The following is a 16836-nucleotide window of genomic DNA, read 5'->3' on the forward strand; positions in this document are numbered from 1 at the left end:
CTGCGGACAACGGACACATGCGCATGCCTGACAAACCGGACACCTGGGCCTATTTCGCAGCCTGGCTGCAGGAAAACTGGCCCGCCCTCTACGCCGGCCTGATCGCCTTCGGCATCGCCGGGCTGCGCATCATCTACGGCGGCGGCGACATTCGCCGCGTGGTGCTCGAGGCACCGCTCTGCGGCCTGCTGGCCCTCGGCGCATGCCACGGGCTCAGCCTGCTCGGCATCCCCGCCAGCACCGGCCCCTTCTTCGGCGGCGTCATTGGGCTGCTCGGCGTAGAAGGCACCCGTGCCCTCGCCATCCGCTTCTTCAAGAACAAGGTGGACCAAGCATGACGACCCTTCGCCACGGCGACCGCAACGCCGAAGTTCGCCTGCTGCAGCAACGTCTCAACGCCCGCGCCGGCGCCGGCGCCGGACTCTTCGTCGACGGTGACTACGGCGACACCACCGAAACCGCCGTGCGCGCCTACCAGCTGCGCACCGGCCTGGTGGCCGATGGCATCGCCGGCCCGAAAACGCTGGCCACCCTCGCCGGCGCCGACTGCTCCACGCTGCTGCACAATGCCACGCTGGTCGCCGCCGCCACCCGCCTCGGCGTCGAGCTGGCCGCGATCTACGCCGTCAACGAAGTGGAAAGCCAGGGCGAAGGGTTCCTGTCCCCGGGCCGGCCGAAGATCCTTTTCGAACGCCACGTCATGTACCAGCGCCTCGCGCTGCCCCGCGCACCGAGCGACGACGCCAGCGCCCTGCAGGCGCGTGCCGATCGCCTCGCCGCCCAGTTCCCCGCCCTGGTCAACACCCGGCCAGGCGGTTACGCCGGCGGCGCAGCCGAACACCAGCGGCTGGCCAGCGCCCGGCAGATCGACGCCCAGTGCGCGCCGGAATCGGCCAGCTGGGGCGCGTTTCAGATCATGGGCTACCACGCCCTGCGGCTCGGCTACGCCAGCGTCGACGAGTTCGTGCGGCTGATGAGCCAGGACGAGAACCAGCAGTTCGAAGCCTTCGTGCGGTTCATCGAGGCAGAGCCCGCCCTGCTCAAAGCGCTGAAAGCCCGCAAATGGGCGGCCTTTGCCCGTGGCTACAACGGCCCCAACTACGCCCGCAACCTCTACGACAGCAAGCTCGAAGAGGCCTACCGCCGCCACGCCACCTGCTGCACCCCGGAGGCCGCATGATCGATATCGACAAGCTCCGCAAACTGTCCCCGCAGGACGGTGACATCTTCCTCGCCCCGGAGAACATGGCGCAGGTGACTGCCGCCGAGCTCGCCGAGGCCCTGCAGCTCTCCGTGCCAGGTCTCAAGGCCGTGGTGCTGTGCGGCAACCTCGAGCAGCTGAGCGAAGCCGACATGAACGCCGCCGGCTGGTACCGCCGGTGAGCACCCTGCGCCAGTGGCTATACGGCCTGGCGCTGCTCGGCGTCCTCGCGGGCCTGCTCTACACCCAGCACCTGCGCCTGGCCCTGGCGGATGCCGCCACCAGCGCCGCCCAGGAACGAACAGCCCGCAAGGACGCCGCCATCAGCGTGCTGACCAGCACCCTCGACGCCGAGCGCCAGGCGCAGGCCTCGCTGCGCAACACTCAGGCGCTGCTGCGCCAATCCCTCACCGATCGGCAGCTGCAGATCAAGGAACTGAAACGTGAAAACGAAGAGCTTCGCCTTTGGGCTGATCAGCAGCTGCCTGCTGCTGCTCGCAGCCTGCGCCGGCGCCCCGCCCTCATCGGAGCAGCAAGTTATCGCGACTGGCTGTCCAGCAGTCGTGCCCTGCAGCCTGCCGGCAGCAGCGCCCAGCAATAACGGCGAGCTGCTCGACGACGCCGACGTGCTAGAGGCCGCCTGGGCCGAGTGCGCCGCCCAGGTCGACATGGTCTACCAGCACCAGGTGCAGCAGGCGGCCAAGCGATGAACAAACCCGAGTCGCTGCGCGCGCATCTGCTCGCCGCCATCCCCGAGCTGCGCCACAACCCGGACCGCATGGCCGTGTTCATCGATAACGGCAGCATCCGCAGCACCGCAGCCACCGGCCTGTCGTTCGAATACAGCTACACGCTCAACATCATCCTGCTGGAATTCGCCGGCTCGCCGGATGCGGTGGCCATCCCCCTGCTGGCCTGGGCGCTGGTAAACCAGCGCGAGCTGCTGGAGAACCTCAATACGGGCAAGGATGCGATCAAGTTCGAAGCCGATGTCATCGACAACAGCAAGGTCGACCTGTCCATCACCCTGCCGCTGACCGAGCGCGTCATCGTCAAGCAGCAGGACGGCAAGCTGAACCTCGAGCACCCGCCCGAGCCCGTGCTTGAGCCCTACGAACCCGGCGGCCACTGGGAGCTGTACGCCAAGGGCGAGTTGGTAGCGGAATGGGACAGCGTCGAGCGAATCGGCATCGATATCGCCAGCCCGCACCCGCCGCGCCGCTATGACTGACAACCTCGACGCGCTGGAGAACTGGGCCGGGCCCCTGCTTGCCAAGCTCAGCCCCGGCGAACGCCGCAAGCTGGCCACCGACATCGGCCGCGACCTGCGCCGCAGTCAGCAGCAGCGCGTAGCGGCGCAACGCAACCCGGACGGCACCCCCTTCGCACCCCGCAAGCCACGCCAGCAGCTGCGCGCCAAGCGCGGGCGCATCAAGTCGAAGATGTTCACCAAGCTGCGCCAGGCCCGCTACCTCAAGCTGCAAACCACCGCGGCATCCATCGCCGTCGGCTTCCTCGGCCGTGCCGGCCGCATCGCCCGCGTGCACCAGGAAGGCCTGCGCGATCGGGCAACCAAGGACGCCCCCGATGTCCGCTATGCCCAGCGCGAGCTGCTCGGCTTCACCAGCGAGGACCGCGCCATGATCGCCAGCCGCCTCATGGATCACCTCGCCGGTCTGTAACCCGCGCCGCTACATGGCCCGCCCCGTGCGGCCCGCGCGCGCGGTGGGCAGCATTCAGGCATGGACACATCCACCGAACTGGCCCGCCGCCTCGAAAACCTGATCCGCCTCGGCACCGTCGCCGAGGTAGACCACGCCGCCGCGCGCTGCCGAATCACCGCAGGCAACCTGACCACCAACTGGCTGGCCTGGGTCGCCCTGCGCGCCGGCGCCAGTCAGGACTGGGACCCACCAAGCATCGGCGAACAGTGCCTCGTTTTCAGCCCATCGGGCGACCCGGCCCAGGGCATCGCCCTGGTCGGCATCTATTCAGAGGCCCATCCGGCACCGGCGAACAGCGCCACCGTGCGCCGCCGGGCATACCCGGATGGGGCTCTGATCCAATACGACCACGCCAGCCACATGCTGCACGCCACGTTGCCCGCCGGCGGCCGCGCCGTGCTCGAGGCACCCGCCGGCGTGCTGATCCTCGGCAACGTCGACATCACCGGCACCGTCACCGTCAGCCAAGACGTGGTGGCCAGCGGTATCAGCCTGGTCAACCACGACCATGGCGGCGTGCAGCCCGGCAACGGCACGACCGGTGCCCCGCAATGAGCGGCCTGAACCTCAGTACCGGCCGGGCAATCTCCGGGCTCGCTCACCTGCGCCAATCCATCGCCGACATCCTCACCACGCCGATCGGCTCGCGCCTGCAGCGCCGCACCTACGGCAGCCAGCTGCCGGAGCTGATCGACGCACCGTTCAACAACGCCACGCGCCTGCTCGCCTACGCCGCCACCGCCATGGCGCTGATGCGCTGGGAGCCGCGCATTCGACTCAACAAGGTCGCCTTCACCCTGGGTGACGACGCCGGCACCTGGTACCTGGACATCATCTGCACGCCGGTCGACAGCAACGAATCGCAGAACCTGCAGATCCCGCTCGCAATGGGGGCCGCATGACCACCTTCAGCCCCATCGACCTGTCGCAGCTGCCCTCGCCTGATGTCGTCGAAACCGTGGCTTTCGAGACCATCCTCGCCGAGCGCAAAGCCTACATCGTCAGCCTCTACCCGGCCGCCGAGCAGGCCTCGGTTGCCGCCCTGCTCGAGCTGGAGTCGGAGCCGCTGAACATCCTCGCGCAGGAAAACGCCTACCGCGAAGTGCTGCTGCGCCAACGCGTAAACGACGCCGCCCGCGCCACCATGCTTGCCTACGCCACCAGCACGGACCTGGACAACCTCGGCGCACTGCTCAACGTCGAGCGGCTCACCATTACCCCGGAGGACCTCACCGCCTTCCCCCCCGTCGCCGCGGTGATGGAGTCGGACACCCGCTACCGCGCACGCATCCAGCTGGCCCTGGAGGGTTTCAGCACCGCCGGCCCGGTCGGCGCCTACACCTACCACGCGCTGGCGGCATCGGCGGCGGTGAAGGACGTCGACATCAGCTCAGCAACCGCCGGCATCGTCACCGTCACCGTGCTGGGCACCGAAGGCGACGGCACCCCCGACGCCGCACTGCTCGCGACCGTGAACGCCGCGCTGAACGACGAGGACGTGCGGCCGCTCTGCGACACCGTCGAGATCCAGCCGGCGGAAATCGTCCCGTACCAGGTCGCCGCCACCCTCACGTTCTACAACGGCCCCGACCTCGAACTGGTCCGCGCCGCGGCCGAAGCCGCCGTCCGCAAGTTCGCCGCGGAGCAGCACGCCCTGGGCCACGACATCGCCCGGTCCGGCCTGTTCGCCGCCCTGCACCAGGCCGGCGTGCAGAACGTCACCCTGACCACGCCGGCCGAAGACATCGTTATCGAAAGCTACCAGGCGGCCTACTGCACCGCAGTGGCTGTGCTCAGTGGTGGCGTCGGTGTCTGAGGATCTGCTGCCGCCCAACGCGAGCCCCCTGATACGCGACATCGCTGCGGGCTTCGCCGGCATCACCGCTCTGCCGGTGCTCGGCCGCTACGTGCGCAATCCGGGCAAATGCCCGTCCGGCCTGCTGCCGTTCCTCGCCTGGGAAATGTCCGTGGACGAGTGGAACCCCGCCTGGGCCGACGACGTGAAGCGGCGGGTCATTGCGCAATCCACCACGGTCCACCGCCACAAAGGCACTCTCGGCGCGGTGCGCCGCGCGCTCGAGGCGATCTTCGTCGACATCCCGTTCCAGATCATCGAGGGCGCCGGCGCCGGCTTCTACGACGGCAGCAAGCGCTACAACGGCCTGCACTACTACGGCCGCGAGGGCAACTGGGCGAAGTACTCCGTTCTGATTTCCCGCCCGATCACCCAGGCCCAGGCCGCCAGCGTCCGCCGCATCCTCGCGTGGATCGCCCCGGCCCGCTGCCACCTTCTCGCCCTCAATTTCCAACAAGCCCTGAACGCCTACGACGGGGCTATCCGCTACGACAACTCCTACACGCACGGTGTCGCCTGATGACCACTCTCACCGAATTCGATAGCTGGGAAGCCGGCGTCTATCAGATCGAGCTGACCGACCCCGTCGTCGGCGGCGCGGACGGCCTGTCCAACCTTCAGGGCAAGCAGCTCGCCAACCGCACCACCTGGTTGAGGGCCCGTCAGGCCGAGCTGGTGTCGGGCGAGGTGCCCGCGGGCAAAGCCACGGTACTGGCCACCGGGCGCACCATTTCGGTTACCGGTGATGCCTCTGGCAGCAGCGCCGCGTTCACTGGCGCCGGCAACGTCAGCATCAGCCTGACGCTCGCCAACACCGGCATCGCAGCCGGCAGCTATGCGAAGGTCACGGTCGACACCAAGGGGCGGGTCACCGCGGGCGCAGCCCTCGTTGCCGCGGACATCCCGGCGCTGCCCTGGGGCAAGATCGGCAGCGGACTACCTACCACCCTGGGCGGTTACGGCATCACCGATGCCCAGCCGCTGAGCGGCAACCTTTCTGCACTCGCCGCGCTGGCGCTCACCGGCCTGGTCACCGTGACTGGTGCCGGTTCGGTCGAGGCCCGCACCATCACCGCCGGTGCCGGCATCAGCATCACCAACGGCAACGGTGCAGGCGGTAACCCGGCGATCGCTAATACCGGCGTGCTGTCGGTCGCCGGCACGGCCAACCAGGTCAGCGTTTCCGCTGCCAACGGCAACGTCACCTTCTCGCTACCGCAGGCGATCCATACCGCGGCGACACCCTCGTTCGCCAAGGTGCTGCTGGGCGCGGACCCGATCAACGCTCTGGACGCGGCGACAAAGCAGTACGTCGACAACCTCAGCGCCGGCATCAACGTGAAGCCCAGCGTGCTTGCGGCCACTAGCTCGAACATCACGCTGTCGGGTGCCCAGACCATCGACGGCATCGCTGTCACCGCCGGCAAGCGGGTGCTGGTGAAGGCGCAGACCGCTCCGGCGCAGAACGGCATCTACATCGCGGCCGCAGGCGCCTGGGCGCGCGCCGCCGACGTCGACAGCTGGGCCGAGCTGGTCAGCGCGTTCGTCTTCGTCGAGCAGGGCAGCACGCTGGGCGACACCGGATGGGTTTGCACCGCGGACCAAGGCGGCACGCTGGGCACCAGTGCTGCACCCTGGACGCAGTTCGCGGGCGTAGGCACCGTTACCGGCGGCGCCGGCATCAACGTCTCGGGCAACCAGGTGGGTCTGAGTGCCTCGGGTATTGCGGCCGGCAGCTATGCCGTCGTGACCGTCGACGCTTATGGTCGCGCGACGGCTGGCCGGGCGCTGGCCGCCGCCGACATTCCGAACCTGCCAGCGTCGATCCTCACCAGCGGCACGATCGATGCGGCGCGGCTCACTGGCACCTATGGCATCGGCATCTCGGGCAACGCCGCCACAGCTTCGAAATGGGCCACGCCTCGGACGATTACGCTTTCGGGAAGCGCTTCGGGCTCGGTGGCCATCGACGGCAGCGGGAACGTCTCGCTTCCCGTCACTATTCCTGCCTCCACCGAAAGCAAGTCCGGTCTTGTACAGCTAGCAACGCCAGCACAGGCAGTCAGCGGCGTAAGCGGGGATAGCGCTGTAACCCCCGCAGGCCTGGCGGCCCGAGTTGCCGAGCTGCCAGTCGCTAATTACTACGAAACAACGGTTAGCTACACCAACGGCGGCACGTTGACTATCACGCACGGCCTGGGCGTTGTTCCGAAGTTCGTATTGTTTGAAGTTGTCGCGATTGCCGCTGTAAACGGCTTGGCGGTTGGAGAAAGTGCGGAGCTGGGTGCGCAAGACTGCAGCAACAATGCAAACAGCTGGGGTGTTGAAGCGCGGCGTAAAACTGCATCGAGTGTGACGGTCGTAATCGGCGTTAACGGACTGATCACGTTCACCGCGGCTGGGGTAGTCAACGGTCCAGCACCTTCGCAAGCTCAGCTGAAAGTTAAAGTTTTCGCATAAAAGAGGTGAGAAGCGGACATGGAACCAGATCAATCTGCGGAAATTGTAGGGCGGCCGAGGGTACAGCGGTTCTACGTAACATCGGAAGGGGCGTTTATGGGAGCGTGGGTTGATGCTGTCGACGCCCCTGCTGGTGGTATCGAAGTTCCGTCTGGCCCGGAGTGGGTTGACCAGGTATGGGATTTCAACACCGAATCCTATGGCCCGAGCATTTACGGCTCGACGTGCATCGCGGACGCGTGGCGGGAGGCCGAATTGCTGTTCATTGCCGAGCAGTTGCTGATGATCGAAGACAACGATCCGTCGGCTGCGGGAGGCACAGCCGCTCAGTGGCGCGCATACCGTATCGAGGTCCGAGCATGGAAGGCAGGCAACGCCTTATTCCCATTTGGAACTCGGCCGATCAGTCCGGCCATAGCGGAAGGAGCAACAGCATGACAACACTCGCCCTACCCACCGGCCTTACCTGGCGCCTGCTCAGCGTCGGCCTCGGGCAAACCCTCGGGCTGCTCGCGCTGCGCCTGCTGCTCATCGTCATAGGCCTGGTCGTCGTGCCGATGGCGCTGCCCTGGCGCACCACCAACGAAGCCAGCCGTACACCCTTCACCGACGCCATTGGCGATTGGCTGCTCGTCACCCTGCCCGGCTGGGCATGGCTGTGGAGCAACGACCGCGACGGTGCCGCCGGCGACAAGCGCGGCTGGTGGCACACCCATGCCCCGTTCGCCCTCGGTGCGTACCACTGGTTTTCCCAGCTGCTATGGCTCGCTTACCGCAACCCGGCAAACAACGCGCGCTTCACCCGCGTGATGGGCTGCCCTGTCACCGAGTGCGACATGCAGTTCTGGGGCGATGAAACGGTTGAGGACGACCCAGGCAAAGGTGGCCTGCGCCTGCTGGTGGCCACCCATCGCGAAAGCGGCCGGCGCTATGTCGGGCTGTACTGGGTGCACGAATGGTCCGTGCGGCGCGCGCTGGTCGTGCAGATCGGATTCAAGGGCGAGCCAAGCGACTGGGCCGAGGACTACGGCGCCGACCTGACGCGGCAGTGGAAGGGCTTCACCTTCGAGATCAACCCGTTCAAAGGCATCGGCGCCACGCTGACGGCCTGACCTTACCCTGGGGAGGGATTGCCCGCTTCGGCGGGCTTTTTTTCGCCCGCGCGTTGTAGCGGTTGTCGCTACAGCCCCCGTTCCTCGCGGGCTACCCGCGCGCGCGGCAAGCTCAAGGCTCACTGATCCGCGATCCTGCGCAGGAGCCGCCACACATGGCCACCGATTACCACCACGGCGTTCGCGTCGTCGAAATTTCCGAGGGCAGCCGCCCGATTCGCACCGTCGCCACCGCCGTGATCGGCCTGGTCTGCACTGCCGAGGATGCCGACGCCACCGCCTTCCCCCTCAACAGGCCGGTGCTGATCACCGACGTGCTGACGGCCAGCGGCAAGGCCGGCACCCAGGGCACGCTGGCCGCCGCGCTGGATGCCATCGCCGACCAGGCCAGCCCGGTCACCGTCGTGGTCCGTGTCGAAGAAGGCGAAGACGAAGCGCAAACCGCCTCCAACCTCATCGGCACCGTGCTCGCCAACGGCCAGAAGACCGGCATGCAGGCACTGCTGGCGGCCGAAGCCCAGCTGGGCGTCAAACCGCGCATCCTCGGCGTGCCGGGGCTGGATTCCCTGCCCGTCACCACCGCCCTGGTCACCATCGCCCAGAAGCTGCGCGCCTTCGCCTACGCCAGCTGCTGGGAGTGCCAGACCGTCTCCGAGGCCATCGCCTACCGCGAAGGCTTCAGCGCCCGCGAGCTGATGCTCATCTGGCCGGATTTCCTAAGCTACGACACCGCCACCAGCACCACCGTGAACGCCGCCGCCACGGCCCGCGCACTCGGCCTGCGCGCGCAGATCGACGAGCAGACCGGCTGGCACAAGACCCTTTCCAACGTCGGCGTGAACGGCGTCACCGGCCTGTCCCGCGACGTCTACTGGGACCTGCAGGACCCGGCCACCGATGCCGGCCTGCTCAACGCCGCGGACGTCACCACCCTGATCCGTCGCGACGGTTTCCGCTTCTGGGGCTCGCGCACCTGTTCCGATGACCCGCTCTTCGCCTTCGAGAACTACACCCGCACCGCCCAGGTGCTGGCGGACACCATGGCCGAAGCGCACTTCTGGGCGGTCGACAAACCCATGCACCCCAGCCTGGTGCGCGACATCCTCGAGGGCCTCAACGCCAAGTTTCGCGACCTGGTGCGCCAGGGCTACCTGATCGGCGCCGAGGCCTGGTACGACCCGGCGGCGAACGACAAGGACACCCTCAAGGCCGGCAAGTTGTACATCGACTACGCCTACACGCCGGTACCGCCGCTGGAGAACCTGCAGCTCCGCCAGCGCATCACCGACTCGTTCCTGGTCGACTTCGCCGAGCGCGTCAACGCCTGACCCCATTCACCCGCGCGGCCCCGGCCGCGCCGTAGGAGAGCGCCCACATGGCCCTGCCGAAGAAACTCAAGAACATGAACCTGTTCAACGATGGCGTCAGCTACGTTGGCCAGAGCAAGTCCGTCACCCTGCCCAAGCTCGCCCGCAAAATGGAGCAGTTCCGCGGCGGCGGCATGGACGGCCCGGTGAAGGTGGACCTGGGCCACAGCGACGACGGTATCCAGCTGGAATGGACCCTCGGCGGCCTCGACCTCACTGCTCTGCGCCAATACGGCGAAGTGTCCGCCAGCGGCGTGCTGCTGCGCTGGGCCGGCGCCTACCAGCGCGACGACGACGGCACCGTCTCTGCGGTGGAAGTGGTCGTGCGCGGCCGCCATGAAGAAATCGACATGGGCGACGCCGAATCCGGCGAGGACACCGAGCACAAATTCACCACCACCTGCAGCTACTACAAGCTGACCATCGACGGGAATGTGGAGGTGGAGATCGACCTGCTCAACTTCATCTTCATCGTCAACGGCGAGGATCTGCTCGCCGCCCACCGCGGCGCCCTCGGTATCTAAGCGCAACGCCCCGCCGGCGTTCGCGCCGGCTCCCCACCCCAACGGAGCTCACCATGCCTGACCAAGTAATCACCCCGGCCCAGAACCCCAACGAGGAAGTCATCACCCTCGATACCCCGATCACCCGCGGCGAAACCAAGATCGAGCAACTCACCCTGCGCAAGCCCATGAGCGGCGAGCTGCGCGGCGTCACCCTGGCCGACCTGGCGCAGATGGACGTGCTGGCGCTGCGCAAGGTCCTGCCACGCATCACCAGCCCCGCCCTCACCGAGGTCGAGATCGGGCGCATGGACCCGGCCGACCTGCTGCAGTGCGGGGTCGCCGTTGGTAGTTTTTTGCTGAAGAAGTCGGACAGGGAAGCTATCCGCGGTGCGTAGAAGAGGCCATGGCCGACCTGGCCATGGTGTTTCACTGGGGCCCGGTGGAAATGAATCCGCTGGCCCTGTCTGAGCTGATGGAGTGGCGCGAGCGGGCCCGGACACGCTGGGAGAAGAACCATGGCCAATGACCTGAAAATGGAGATCGTACTCCAGGCCATCGACCGCGCCACCCGCCCCATCCGCGCGGTCACCCAGGGCAGCGTGGGCCTCGCCGCAGCGCTGAAAACCAGCCGCGACCAACTCAAGGTGCTGCAGGCGCAGCAGAAGGACGTCAGCGGTTGGCGCACCCTGCGCACCGCCAGCGCCCAAACCGAAACCGCCCTGCAGGCCGCCCGCGACCGCGTGAAGGCCCTAGGCCAGGAAATGGCCGCCACCGGCGCACCGACGCGCCAGATGACCCGCGACCTCAAGTCCGCCATCCGCGCCGCTACCGCCCTCAAGACCGAGCACCAGGAACAGCAGTTTCAGCTGCAGGGCCTGCGCACCCGGCTGAGCGCCGCCGGCATCAGCACGCGCAACCTGAGCCAGGCCTCCCGCGACCTCAAGCAACGCATCGAGGAAACCAACGAATCCATCAGCGCCCAGGGCCGGCGCATGCAGCAACTGGTGGTGCAGCAAAAGCGCCTGAGCGCCGCGCGCGCCCAGTTCGACAAGGCGCAGCAGGTCGCCGGGGGCATGGCCGCCGGCGGCGCTGCCGGGCTGGGCACCGCTTACGCCATTTCCCGACCGCTCAAGGGCATCGTCGACGCATTCGCGCCGGCGGAGAACGCCGCCACCCAGCTCAAGGTGGCGATGATGGACAGCACCGGCCAGGTACCGGCCGAGTTCGAGAAGATCACCACGCTGGCTACCGAGCTGGGCGACCGCCTGCCGGGCACCACGGCAGACTTCCAGGACATGATGACCATGCTGCGGCGCCAGGGCCTCAGCGCCGCAAACATCCTCGGCGGTACAGGCGAGGCAGCGGCCTACCTCGGCGTGCAGCTGCAGATGCCGGTCACCGCCGCGGCCGAGTTCGCCGCGAAGATGCAGGACGCCACCCGGACCGCCGAAGGCGACATGATGGGTCTGATGGACACCATCCAGAAGACCTTCTACCTGGGCGTCGACAGCAACAACATGCTGCAGGGCTTCAGCAAGATCAGCCCGGTGATGAACATCATTAAGAAGCAAGGGCTGGAGGCCACCAAGGTCCTCACGCCGCTGCTGGTGATGATGGACCAGGCCGGCATGGAAGGCGGTTCCGCGGGCAACGCCTACCGCAAGATCTTCCAGGGCGCGATGGCCAACGGTGACATCCAGAAAACCCTGGACGGCCTGAAGGTCACCAAGGGCATCGACCTCAAGATGGACTTCACCGACGGCAAGGGCGAGTTTGGCGGCATCGAGAACATGTACGCCCAGCTGGAGAAGCTCAAAGGCCTGAGCACCGAAGTGCGTCTGGAGGTAATCAAGGACCTCTTCGGAGACGACAGCGAAACCCTCACTACCCTGAACACCATGATGGACAAGGGCATCGGCGGCTACCGGGATGTCGAAGCCAAGCTGCAGGCCCAGGCCGACCTGCGTACCCGTGTGAACGAGCAGCTCAGCACCCTCACAAACACCATCGAGGCCGCCGAGGGCAGCTGGACCAACGCCATGAGTGAAATCGGCGCCACCATCGCGCCGCAGCTCAAGGACCTCATCAACGGCATCGGCGAGCTGGCCGTCAAGCTCAAGGACTGGGTCAAGGAACACCCCGGCCTCACTGCCGCCATCGTCAAGACGGCGGGCGGGATTGCCATGCTGCTGGCCGCCGGCGGTGGCCTAACGCTCATGTTCGCCAGCTTCCTTGGCCCGTTCGCCATGGTGCGCTATGCCCTCACCCTGGTCGGCATCAAGAGCGCCTCCGCCATCACCGCCTTCAAGGGCATCGGCACCGCTCTGCTCTGGGTCGGCAAAGCGGTGTTCTGGCTAGGCCGCGCGCTGCTGATGAACCCCATCGGCCTTGCCGTGGCCGCCATCGCCGGCCTGGTCTATCTGATCTACCGCAACTGGGACACCCTCGGCCCCTACTTCATGGGGCTCTGGGAGGAGGTCAAGGCCGGCTTTAACGGCGGCCTGGGAGGCATCATCACCACCCTCGCCAACTTCAGCCCTATCGGCCTGGTCTACCGCGCCTTCGCCGAGGTGATGAAATACCTTGGCTTCGACCTGCCCGTTCGGTTCACCGAGTTCGGCAACATGATCGTCAACGGCCTGATCAACGGCCTTATGGCCGGGCTGGGGCAGATCAAGACCGCCATCACCAGCATCGGCGACGCCACGATTGGGTGGTTCAAGGAGAAGCTGGACATCCATTCGCCGTCCCGCGTCTTCGCCACACTCGGCGGTTTCACCATGGCCGGCCTGGAGCAGGGGCTGCTCCAGGGCAAGCAGGGGCCGCTAGCCGCTGTCGTCGGCATGGGCAAGCAACTCGCCAGTGCGGGCGCCATCGGCATCGGTGCGGCCGGCGGCGCCATCGCCATGGACAACCGGCCGCCGATCAGCGCCAGTGCATCACCCGCCGCGCAGGCCGGCGGCAACAGCTACACCATCCAGGTCTTCGCATCGCCCGGCATGGACGAGCAAGCCCTCGCCCGCCTGGTGGGCGCCGAGATCGACAAGCGCGAGCGCGCCAAACAAGCCCGGGGCCGCAGCAGCCTCTACGACAAGGACTGATCACCATGATGATGGCCCTCGGCATGTTCATCTTCAGCCTGGAAACCCTGGCCTATCAGGAGTTCCAGCGCCAAACCGACTGGCGCCACGGCTCTACCAACCGCATCGGCACCAACCCGGCGCACCAGTATCTGGGCCGCGGCGAGGACTCCATCACCCTGCCCGGCGTGCTGCTGCCTGCGCTGGCCGGCACCGCGCTCAGCCTGGATGCCCTGCGCTACATGGCGGACACCGGCAAGGCCTGGCCGCTGGTGGAGGGCACGGGCAGGATCTACGGCGCTTGGGTGATCGAGTCCATGACCGAGACCCGCACGCTGTTCTTCAGCGACGGCGCCGCCCGCCGCATCGAGTTCACCATCAAGCTGACCCGCATCGATGACGGCCGCGTGGATCTGCTCGGCACCGCCATCAGCACCGCCGGCAACATCCTGCGGGCCATCCTGTGACGATCCTCGACGACGCGCTCACCCTCGGCGCCGGCCTGCTCGATCGCGCGGCCGACCTCTACCGCGAAACCACCGCCTACCCGCGGCCGATCTGCCGCGTCATCGTCAACGGCTCCGACATCACCGGCGCCCTCGAGCAGCGCCTCACCGGCATCGAGCTCACCGACAACCGCGGCCTCGAGGCGGACCAGCTCGACATCACCCTGAGCGACCACGATGGCTTGCTGGCCATCCCCCCGCGCGGCGCCATCGTCCAGCTCTGGCTGGGCTGGAGCGACACCGGCCTGGTCAACAAGGGGCTGTTCACCGTCGACGAGGTAGAGCACAGCGGCGCGCCGGACACCCTCAGCATCCGCGCCCGCAGCGCGGACCTGCGCAAGGGCCTCAAGGTCAAGCGCGAGCGCAGCTTCCACGCCAGCACCCTCGGCGCCCTGGTATCCACCATCGCCGCCGCCTACGGCCTCAGCCCGATCATCAGCGCCGCCTTGAGCGTGCTGCAGGTCGCCCACGTCGACCAGGCCAACGAGTCCGACGCCAACCTGCTCACCCGCCTTGGCCAGCAGTACGACGCCCTCGCAACCGTGAAGGCCGGGCGCCTGCTGTTCATGCCGGTGGGCGGCTCCACCACGCTCAGCGGCCTGCCGCTGCGCCACGTCACGCTGACCCGGGCGGACGGCGATCAGCACCGCTACCTGGAAGCGGACCGCGACAGCTACACCGGCGTGCGGGCCTACTACTACGAGCTGAACAGCGCGAAAAAGCTCGAGGCGATCGCCGGCGGCGGCGACAACCTCAAGGACCTGCGCCACACCTACACCGACCAGCACAGCGCCCTGGTCGCCGCCCGGGCGGAATGGAAGCGCCTGCAGCGCGGCACGTCGACGTTGAGCTACACGCTGGCCAAGGGCCGGCCGGACCTGATCCCCGAGCTGACCTATTCCCTCGAGGGCATCAAAGCGGAGATCGCCGCCGTGGTCTGGCTGGGCGGCAACATCCGCCACAGCTTCACGCCGGACAGCTACACCACCAGCCTAGAGCTGGAATCCAAGCTACCGGACGCCGAGGAGGTGGAGGAATTGGCCGATGAGTCCAACGACTACACCGGCGTGGTGGCCTGGTACCGCGATGCGAAGACCGGCAAACAGAAGTCCATCACCGGCGGCGACCAGAGCAAGCCACGGCGCCTGGTGCACCTGTACGCCACCAAGGCGACGGCGAAACGGGCGGTTGATCGTGAGCTTAAGAAGATACAAACCAAGTAGCGGTTACTGGCATCGGTCGGATAATCTCTTTTTTTTCAGGGAGATTAAAATGAGCGAACCGACACTACCCGTTCTAATAGCCGACGCGATTTCATCTCAAAATTACAAGGTGATGTGGGTTTTATTAGTCGTAATTGCGGTTTCGTTTGTAGGGATGTATTTCCTCACGCGGACGACTAAAAGCGCTGAACTTCGCGAAATAAATAATAATTTTAAAAATGTTCTTGATCAGCAGAAGCAATTAGAGCGACAAACTGCCGACATCAATGCCGCCCTCAACAAGCAGTCAATTGAATATCAGATAAAGCTTGCGGCATATAACGAACGAAGCGTTCAGGCGATCGATGATGTCTACTTGGCTCTTTTAAAGGTTAAGAAAAATGCGGAAACCGCTGGCTACCAAACGGTGGGGTCGCCCAATGAGCAGCTGGCTGAATCTCTTCAAGAATTTAGAAACACTTTTTATAAAAGAAAACTTTGGATTCCTCAGCAGGTAGCACGTGAGTTCGAAGGCTTAGCTATAGAAATTGAAAAAAGAGCCAACAAATTCATACGCGCATCAATTAGATTGCAAGGCGCTTACAATTTAAGGCCAGAACTTTTCGATAAATCGATAGATGACCAAGAGGACTTCTTCGACTTTATCTATAAGCTTGAGGAGAACTTGAACTCCATCATCGATAGGGTATCAATCATGTTGATTGGCCCAATAAATAGCTAGCCTTGTACTGCTAAAATTTCATCCCAGCGAGTGGTATAGCACTCGCTCTTCATCTCCCGCCGCATCCTTCACTCGGATCGGCGAGCAGCCTTCCCAGTCGCACCTTCCGCGCCCTTCCCGCTTGTGGTCCCGTCCATCACCACCATGGGCGCTGGGCCGGAACACGGCAGCGTAGGTGGCAGACAGATGATTCGCCGTTGCGCCGCAGATCAGTCACCAAGCTGTTCATCGGCCGGGTATTGATCGGACTTCCATCCCCACGAATACTGTTTGTACATACAGTATTCGACGGCAGCTGCGATGGGCAGAAACACCATCCCGAACAACCCGCGCGCCCCATCGGTCAGCAACTGGCGTCGCCTGCTGGCAGACGAGCGCGAGCGGTTGAATTTCCCCGACCTGTTCTATCGCCAGCTGGAGGCCATGGCCGACGCGCTGCTGGCCAGCGGCGAGGTGGACGCCCCAGAGCACCAGAACATGATTCATCTTGCCGCCGCCGGCCGCGAGCACGCCCAGGACTGCCAGCAGGAGGCCTACCAGGTGCACTGGCGCAACGGCACCTATCAGTTGGTCAACGCGGCGGGCGCATCCCCTGGCAAGCTGGTGGGCGGCCGCTACGTGCCGGACTACACCGCCGCCGAGGACGACCTCACCGCGACCGGGGTCGTCGAGCTGACACCCGAAGGCCTGCGCGTGGCGTGCCGCACGCTTCGGCACACCCAGGCGAGCATCGTCGACCTGCAGCTGGTCACCGCCAGCGGCTCGCTCTACGTGCTGCATCCGCTGAGCGTCCACCGGGACGGCGTGGACCACCCCGTGCTGACAGATCCGGATGCGTTCGGCGCCCTGCTCGACGTCCTGTTCGCCAGCGAGCACCTCGGCGAAGCGCGGCGCGTGCACATCCGCCAGCGCCTTGAACTGTCCCTGTTCCGCGTGTGCCGGCGCTGCCGCAACACCCTGCAGCGCGAGGATTGCCCCATCTGCTCCGGTCGCGGCTTCCTGCCGAGGGTCACGGCCGATGGGGTGCTGGCCAGAGCATCGGAAGAAGAAAGAAAGACTTGTTGAATACTTATATAATGCT

The 16836-nt window shown here is 65.9% G+C and carries 22 protein-coding genes and 1 pseudogene; all 23 read left to right on the forward strand.

The features are described from left to right. The first annotated feature begins 23 nt into the window (after positions 1–23). The 23 genes and pseudogenes from QMX85_RS01965 (at position 24) to QMX85_RS02075 (ending at position 16820) form a co-directional block, all read left to right on the forward strand. On the forward strand, positions 24–338 hold the full coding sequence (locus tag QMX85_RS01965; protein ID WP_282338493.1) for a phage holin, lambda family: 315 nt from the start codon (positions 24–26) through the stop codon (positions 336–338). Further along, positions 335–1180 carry an N-acetylmuramidase family protein gene (locus tag QMX85_RS01970; RefSeq protein WP_282338494.1) on the forward strand — a complete coding sequence of 282 codons (846 nt, stop codon included), beginning with the start codon at positions 335–337 and terminating at the stop codon, positions 1178–1180. The genes QMX85_RS01965 and QMX85_RS01970 overlap by 4 nt, the downstream gene beginning before the upstream one ends. After that, positions 1177–1383: a hypothetical protein gene (locus QMX85_RS01975; RefSeq protein ID WP_282338495.1), complete on the forward strand. Its 207-nt coding sequence runs from the start codon at positions 1177–1179 to the stop codon at positions 1381–1383. Before QMX85_RS01970 ends, QMX85_RS01975 begins: the two co-directional genes overlap by 4 nt. Beyond that, positions 1380–1724: pseudogene (locus QMX85_RS01980) on the forward strand (LysB family phage lysis regulatory protein); the annotation flags it as partial. The gene QMX85_RS01975 and the pseudogene QMX85_RS01980, both read left to right, overlap by 4 nt. Then, a complete protein-coding gene (gene lysC, locus QMX85_RS01985; RefSeq protein WP_348775224.1) occupies positions 1645–1911 on the forward strand; it encodes an Rz1-like lysis system protein LysC in 267 nt (88 codons plus the stop codon). The pseudogene QMX85_RS01980 and the gene lysC, both read left to right, overlap by 80 nt. Then, complete coding sequence (locus tag QMX85_RS01990; RefSeq protein ID WP_282338497.1) at positions 1908–2432, forward strand: phage tail protein; 525 nt, start codon at positions 1908–1910, stop codon at positions 2430–2432. Before lysC ends, QMX85_RS01990 begins: the two co-directional genes overlap by 4 nt. Then, complete coding sequence (locus QMX85_RS01995; protein WP_282338498.1) at positions 2425–2883, forward strand: phage virion morphogenesis protein; 459 nt, start codon at positions 2425–2427, stop codon at positions 2881–2883. Before QMX85_RS01990 ends, QMX85_RS01995 begins: the two co-directional genes overlap by 8 nt. A gap of 60 nt (positions 2884–2943) precedes the next feature. After that, entirely contained in the window at positions 2944–3480 is a 537-nt protein-coding gene (locus tag QMX85_RS02000; protein WP_282338499.1) for a phage baseplate assembly protein V, read from the forward strand. Beyond that, positions 3477–3827: a GPW/gp25 family protein gene (locus tag QMX85_RS02005; protein ID WP_282338500.1), complete on the forward strand. Its 351-nt coding sequence runs from the start codon at positions 3477–3479 to the stop codon at positions 3825–3827. Before QMX85_RS02000 ends, QMX85_RS02005 begins: the two co-directional genes overlap by 4 nt. Next, complete coding sequence (locus tag QMX85_RS02010; protein ID WP_282338501.1) at positions 3824–4741, forward strand: baseplate J/gp47 family protein; 918 nt, start codon at positions 3824–3826, stop codon at positions 4739–4741. Before QMX85_RS02005 ends, QMX85_RS02010 begins: the two co-directional genes overlap by 4 nt. Continuing rightward, on the forward strand, positions 4734–5300 hold the full coding sequence (locus QMX85_RS02015) for a phage tail protein I (protein ID WP_282338502.1): 567 nt from the start codon (positions 4734–4736) through the stop codon (positions 5298–5300). Before QMX85_RS02010 ends, QMX85_RS02015 begins: the two co-directional genes overlap by 8 nt. Then, entirely contained in the window at positions 5300–7240 is a 1941-nt protein-coding gene (locus QMX85_RS02020) for a hypothetical protein (RefSeq protein ID WP_282338503.1), read from the forward strand. The genes QMX85_RS02015 and QMX85_RS02020 overlap by 1 nt, the downstream gene beginning before the upstream one ends. Before the next feature lie 18 nt (positions 7241–7258). Continuing rightward, positions 7259–7678 (forward strand): hypothetical protein, encoded by a 420-nt coding sequence (locus QMX85_RS02025; protein ID WP_282338505.1) that lies wholly within the window; start codon positions 7259–7261, stop codon positions 7676–7678. Further along, positions 7675–8352: a hypothetical protein gene (locus QMX85_RS02030; protein WP_282338506.1), complete on the forward strand. Its 678-nt coding sequence runs from the start codon at positions 7675–7677 to the stop codon at positions 8350–8352. The genes QMX85_RS02025 and QMX85_RS02030 overlap by 4 nt, the downstream gene beginning before the upstream one ends. A 155-nt stretch (positions 8353–8507) precedes the next feature. Further along, positions 8508–9680, forward strand: coding sequence for a phage tail sheath protein (locus QMX85_RS02035; protein WP_282338507.1), 1173 nt, complete (start codon positions 8508–8510; stop codon positions 9678–9680). Between the two features lie 47 nt (positions 9681–9727). Then, entirely contained in the window at positions 9728–10243 is a 516-nt protein-coding gene (locus QMX85_RS02040; protein ID WP_282338508.1) for a phage major tail tube protein, read from the forward strand. A 53-nt stretch (positions 10244–10296) separates the two neighbouring features. Beyond that, a complete protein-coding gene (locus QMX85_RS02045; protein WP_282338509.1) occupies positions 10297–10620 on the forward strand; it encodes a phage tail assembly protein in 324 nt (107 codons plus the stop codon). Between the two features lie 8 nt (positions 10621–10628). After that, on the forward strand, positions 10629–10751 hold the full coding sequence (locus QMX85_RS02050) for a GpE family phage tail protein (RefSeq protein WP_273228704.1): 123 nt from the start codon (positions 10629–10631) through the stop codon (positions 10749–10751). Then, positions 10741–13326 (forward strand): phage tail tape measure protein, encoded by a 2586-nt coding sequence (locus tag QMX85_RS02055; RefSeq protein WP_282338510.1) that lies wholly within the window; start codon positions 10741–10743, stop codon positions 13324–13326. The genes QMX85_RS02050 and QMX85_RS02055 overlap by 11 nt, the downstream gene beginning before the upstream one ends. 5 nt (positions 13327–13331) lie before the next feature. Next, positions 13332–13772 carry a phage tail protein gene (locus tag QMX85_RS02060; protein WP_282338511.1) on the forward strand — a complete coding sequence of 147 codons (441 nt, stop codon included), beginning with the start codon at positions 13332–13334 and terminating at the stop codon, positions 13770–13772. A gap of 35 nt (positions 13773–13807) precedes the next feature. Then, the gene (locus tag QMX85_RS02065; RefSeq protein ID WP_282338583.1) at positions 13808–15034 is read left to right on the forward strand and encodes a phage late control D family protein; all 1227 of its coding nucleotides are present in this window, start codon (positions 13808–13810) and stop codon (positions 15032–15034) included. 49 nt (positions 15035–15083) lie between these two features. Then, a complete protein-coding gene (locus QMX85_RS02070; protein WP_282338512.1) occupies positions 15084–15755 on the forward strand; it encodes a hypothetical protein in 672 nt (223 codons plus the stop codon). Positions 15756–16055: 300 nt separating this feature from the next. Then, positions 16056–16820 (forward strand): hypothetical protein, encoded by a 765-nt coding sequence (locus QMX85_RS02075; RefSeq protein ID WP_282338514.1) that lies wholly within the window; start codon positions 16056–16058, stop codon positions 16818–16820. The last annotated feature ends 16 nt before the right edge of the window (positions 16821–16836 follow it).

This window comes from Pseudomonas sp. PS02288, from assembly GCF_029959715.1.
Taxonomy (GTDB): Bacteria; Pseudomonadota; Gammaproteobacteria; order Pseudomonadales; family Pseudomonadaceae; genus Pseudomonas_O; species Pseudomonas_O kuykendallii.

Coding starts and splice junctions, on each gene's coding strand:
- QMX85_RS02070 (WP_282338512.1), top strand. CDS start 15,084: ATGAGCGAACCGACACTACCCGTTCTAATAGCCGACGCGATTTCATCT.
- QMX85_RS02020 (WP_282338503.1), top strand. CDS start 5,300: ATGACCACTCTCACCGAATTCGATAGCTGGGAAGCCGGCGTCTATCAG.
- QMX85_RS01995 (WP_282338498.1), top strand. CDS start 2,425: ATGACTGACAACCTCGACGCGCTGGAGAACTGGGCCGGGCCCCTGCTT.
- QMX85_RS02010 (WP_282338501.1), top strand. CDS start 3,824: ATGACCACCTTCAGCCCCATCGACCTGTCGCAGCTGCCCTCGCCTGAT.
- QMX85_RS02040 (WP_282338508.1), top strand. CDS start 9,728: ATGGCCCTGCCGAAGAAACTCAAGAACATGAACCTGTTCAACGATGGC.
- QMX85_RS01975 (WP_282338495.1), top strand. CDS start 1,177: ATGATCGATATCGACAAGCTCCGCAAACTGTCCCCGCAGGACGGTGAC.
- QMX85_RS02075 (WP_282338514.1), top strand. CDS start 16,056: ATGGGCAGAAACACCATCCCGAACAACCCGCGCGCCCCATCGGTCAGC.
- QMX85_RS02055 (WP_282338510.1), top strand. CDS start 10,741: ATGGCCAATGACCTGAAAATGGAGATCGTACTCCAGGCCATCGACCGC.
- QMX85_RS02025 (WP_282338505.1), top strand. CDS start 7,259: ATGGAACCAGATCAATCTGCGGAAATTGTAGGGCGGCCGAGGGTACAG.
- QMX85_RS02045 (WP_282338509.1), top strand. CDS start 10,297: ATGCCTGACCAAGTAATCACCCCGGCCCAGAACCCCAACGAGGAAGTC.
- QMX85_RS02060 (WP_282338511.1), top strand. CDS start 13,332: ATGATGATGGCCCTCGGCATGTTCATCTTCAGCCTGGAAACCCTGGCC.
- QMX85_RS02000 (WP_282338499.1), top strand. CDS start 2,944: ATGGACACATCCACCGAACTGGCCCGCCGCCTCGAAAACCTGATCCGC.
- QMX85_RS02005 (WP_282338500.1), top strand. CDS start 3,477: ATGAGCGGCCTGAACCTCAGTACCGGCCGGGCAATCTCCGGGCTCGCT.
- QMX85_RS02050 (WP_273228704.1), top strand. CDS start 10,629: ATGGCCGACCTGGCCATGGTGTTTCACTGGGGCCCGGTGGAAATGAAT.
- QMX85_RS01970 (WP_282338494.1), top strand. CDS start 335: ATGACGACCCTTCGCCACGGCGACCGCAACGCCGAAGTTCGCCTGCTG.
- QMX85_RS01990 (WP_282338497.1), top strand. CDS start 1,908: ATGAACAAACCCGAGTCGCTGCGCGCGCATCTGCTCGCCGCCATCCCC.
- QMX85_RS02035 (WP_282338507.1), top strand. CDS start 8,508: ATGGCCACCGATTACCACCACGGCGTTCGCGTCGTCGAAATTTCCGAG.
- QMX85_RS01965 (WP_282338493.1), top strand. CDS start 24: ATGCCTGACAAACCGGACACCTGGGCCTATTTCGCAGCCTGGCTGCAG.
- QMX85_RS02030 (WP_282338506.1), top strand. CDS start 7,675: ATGACAACACTCGCCCTACCCACCGGCCTTACCTGGCGCCTGCTCAGC.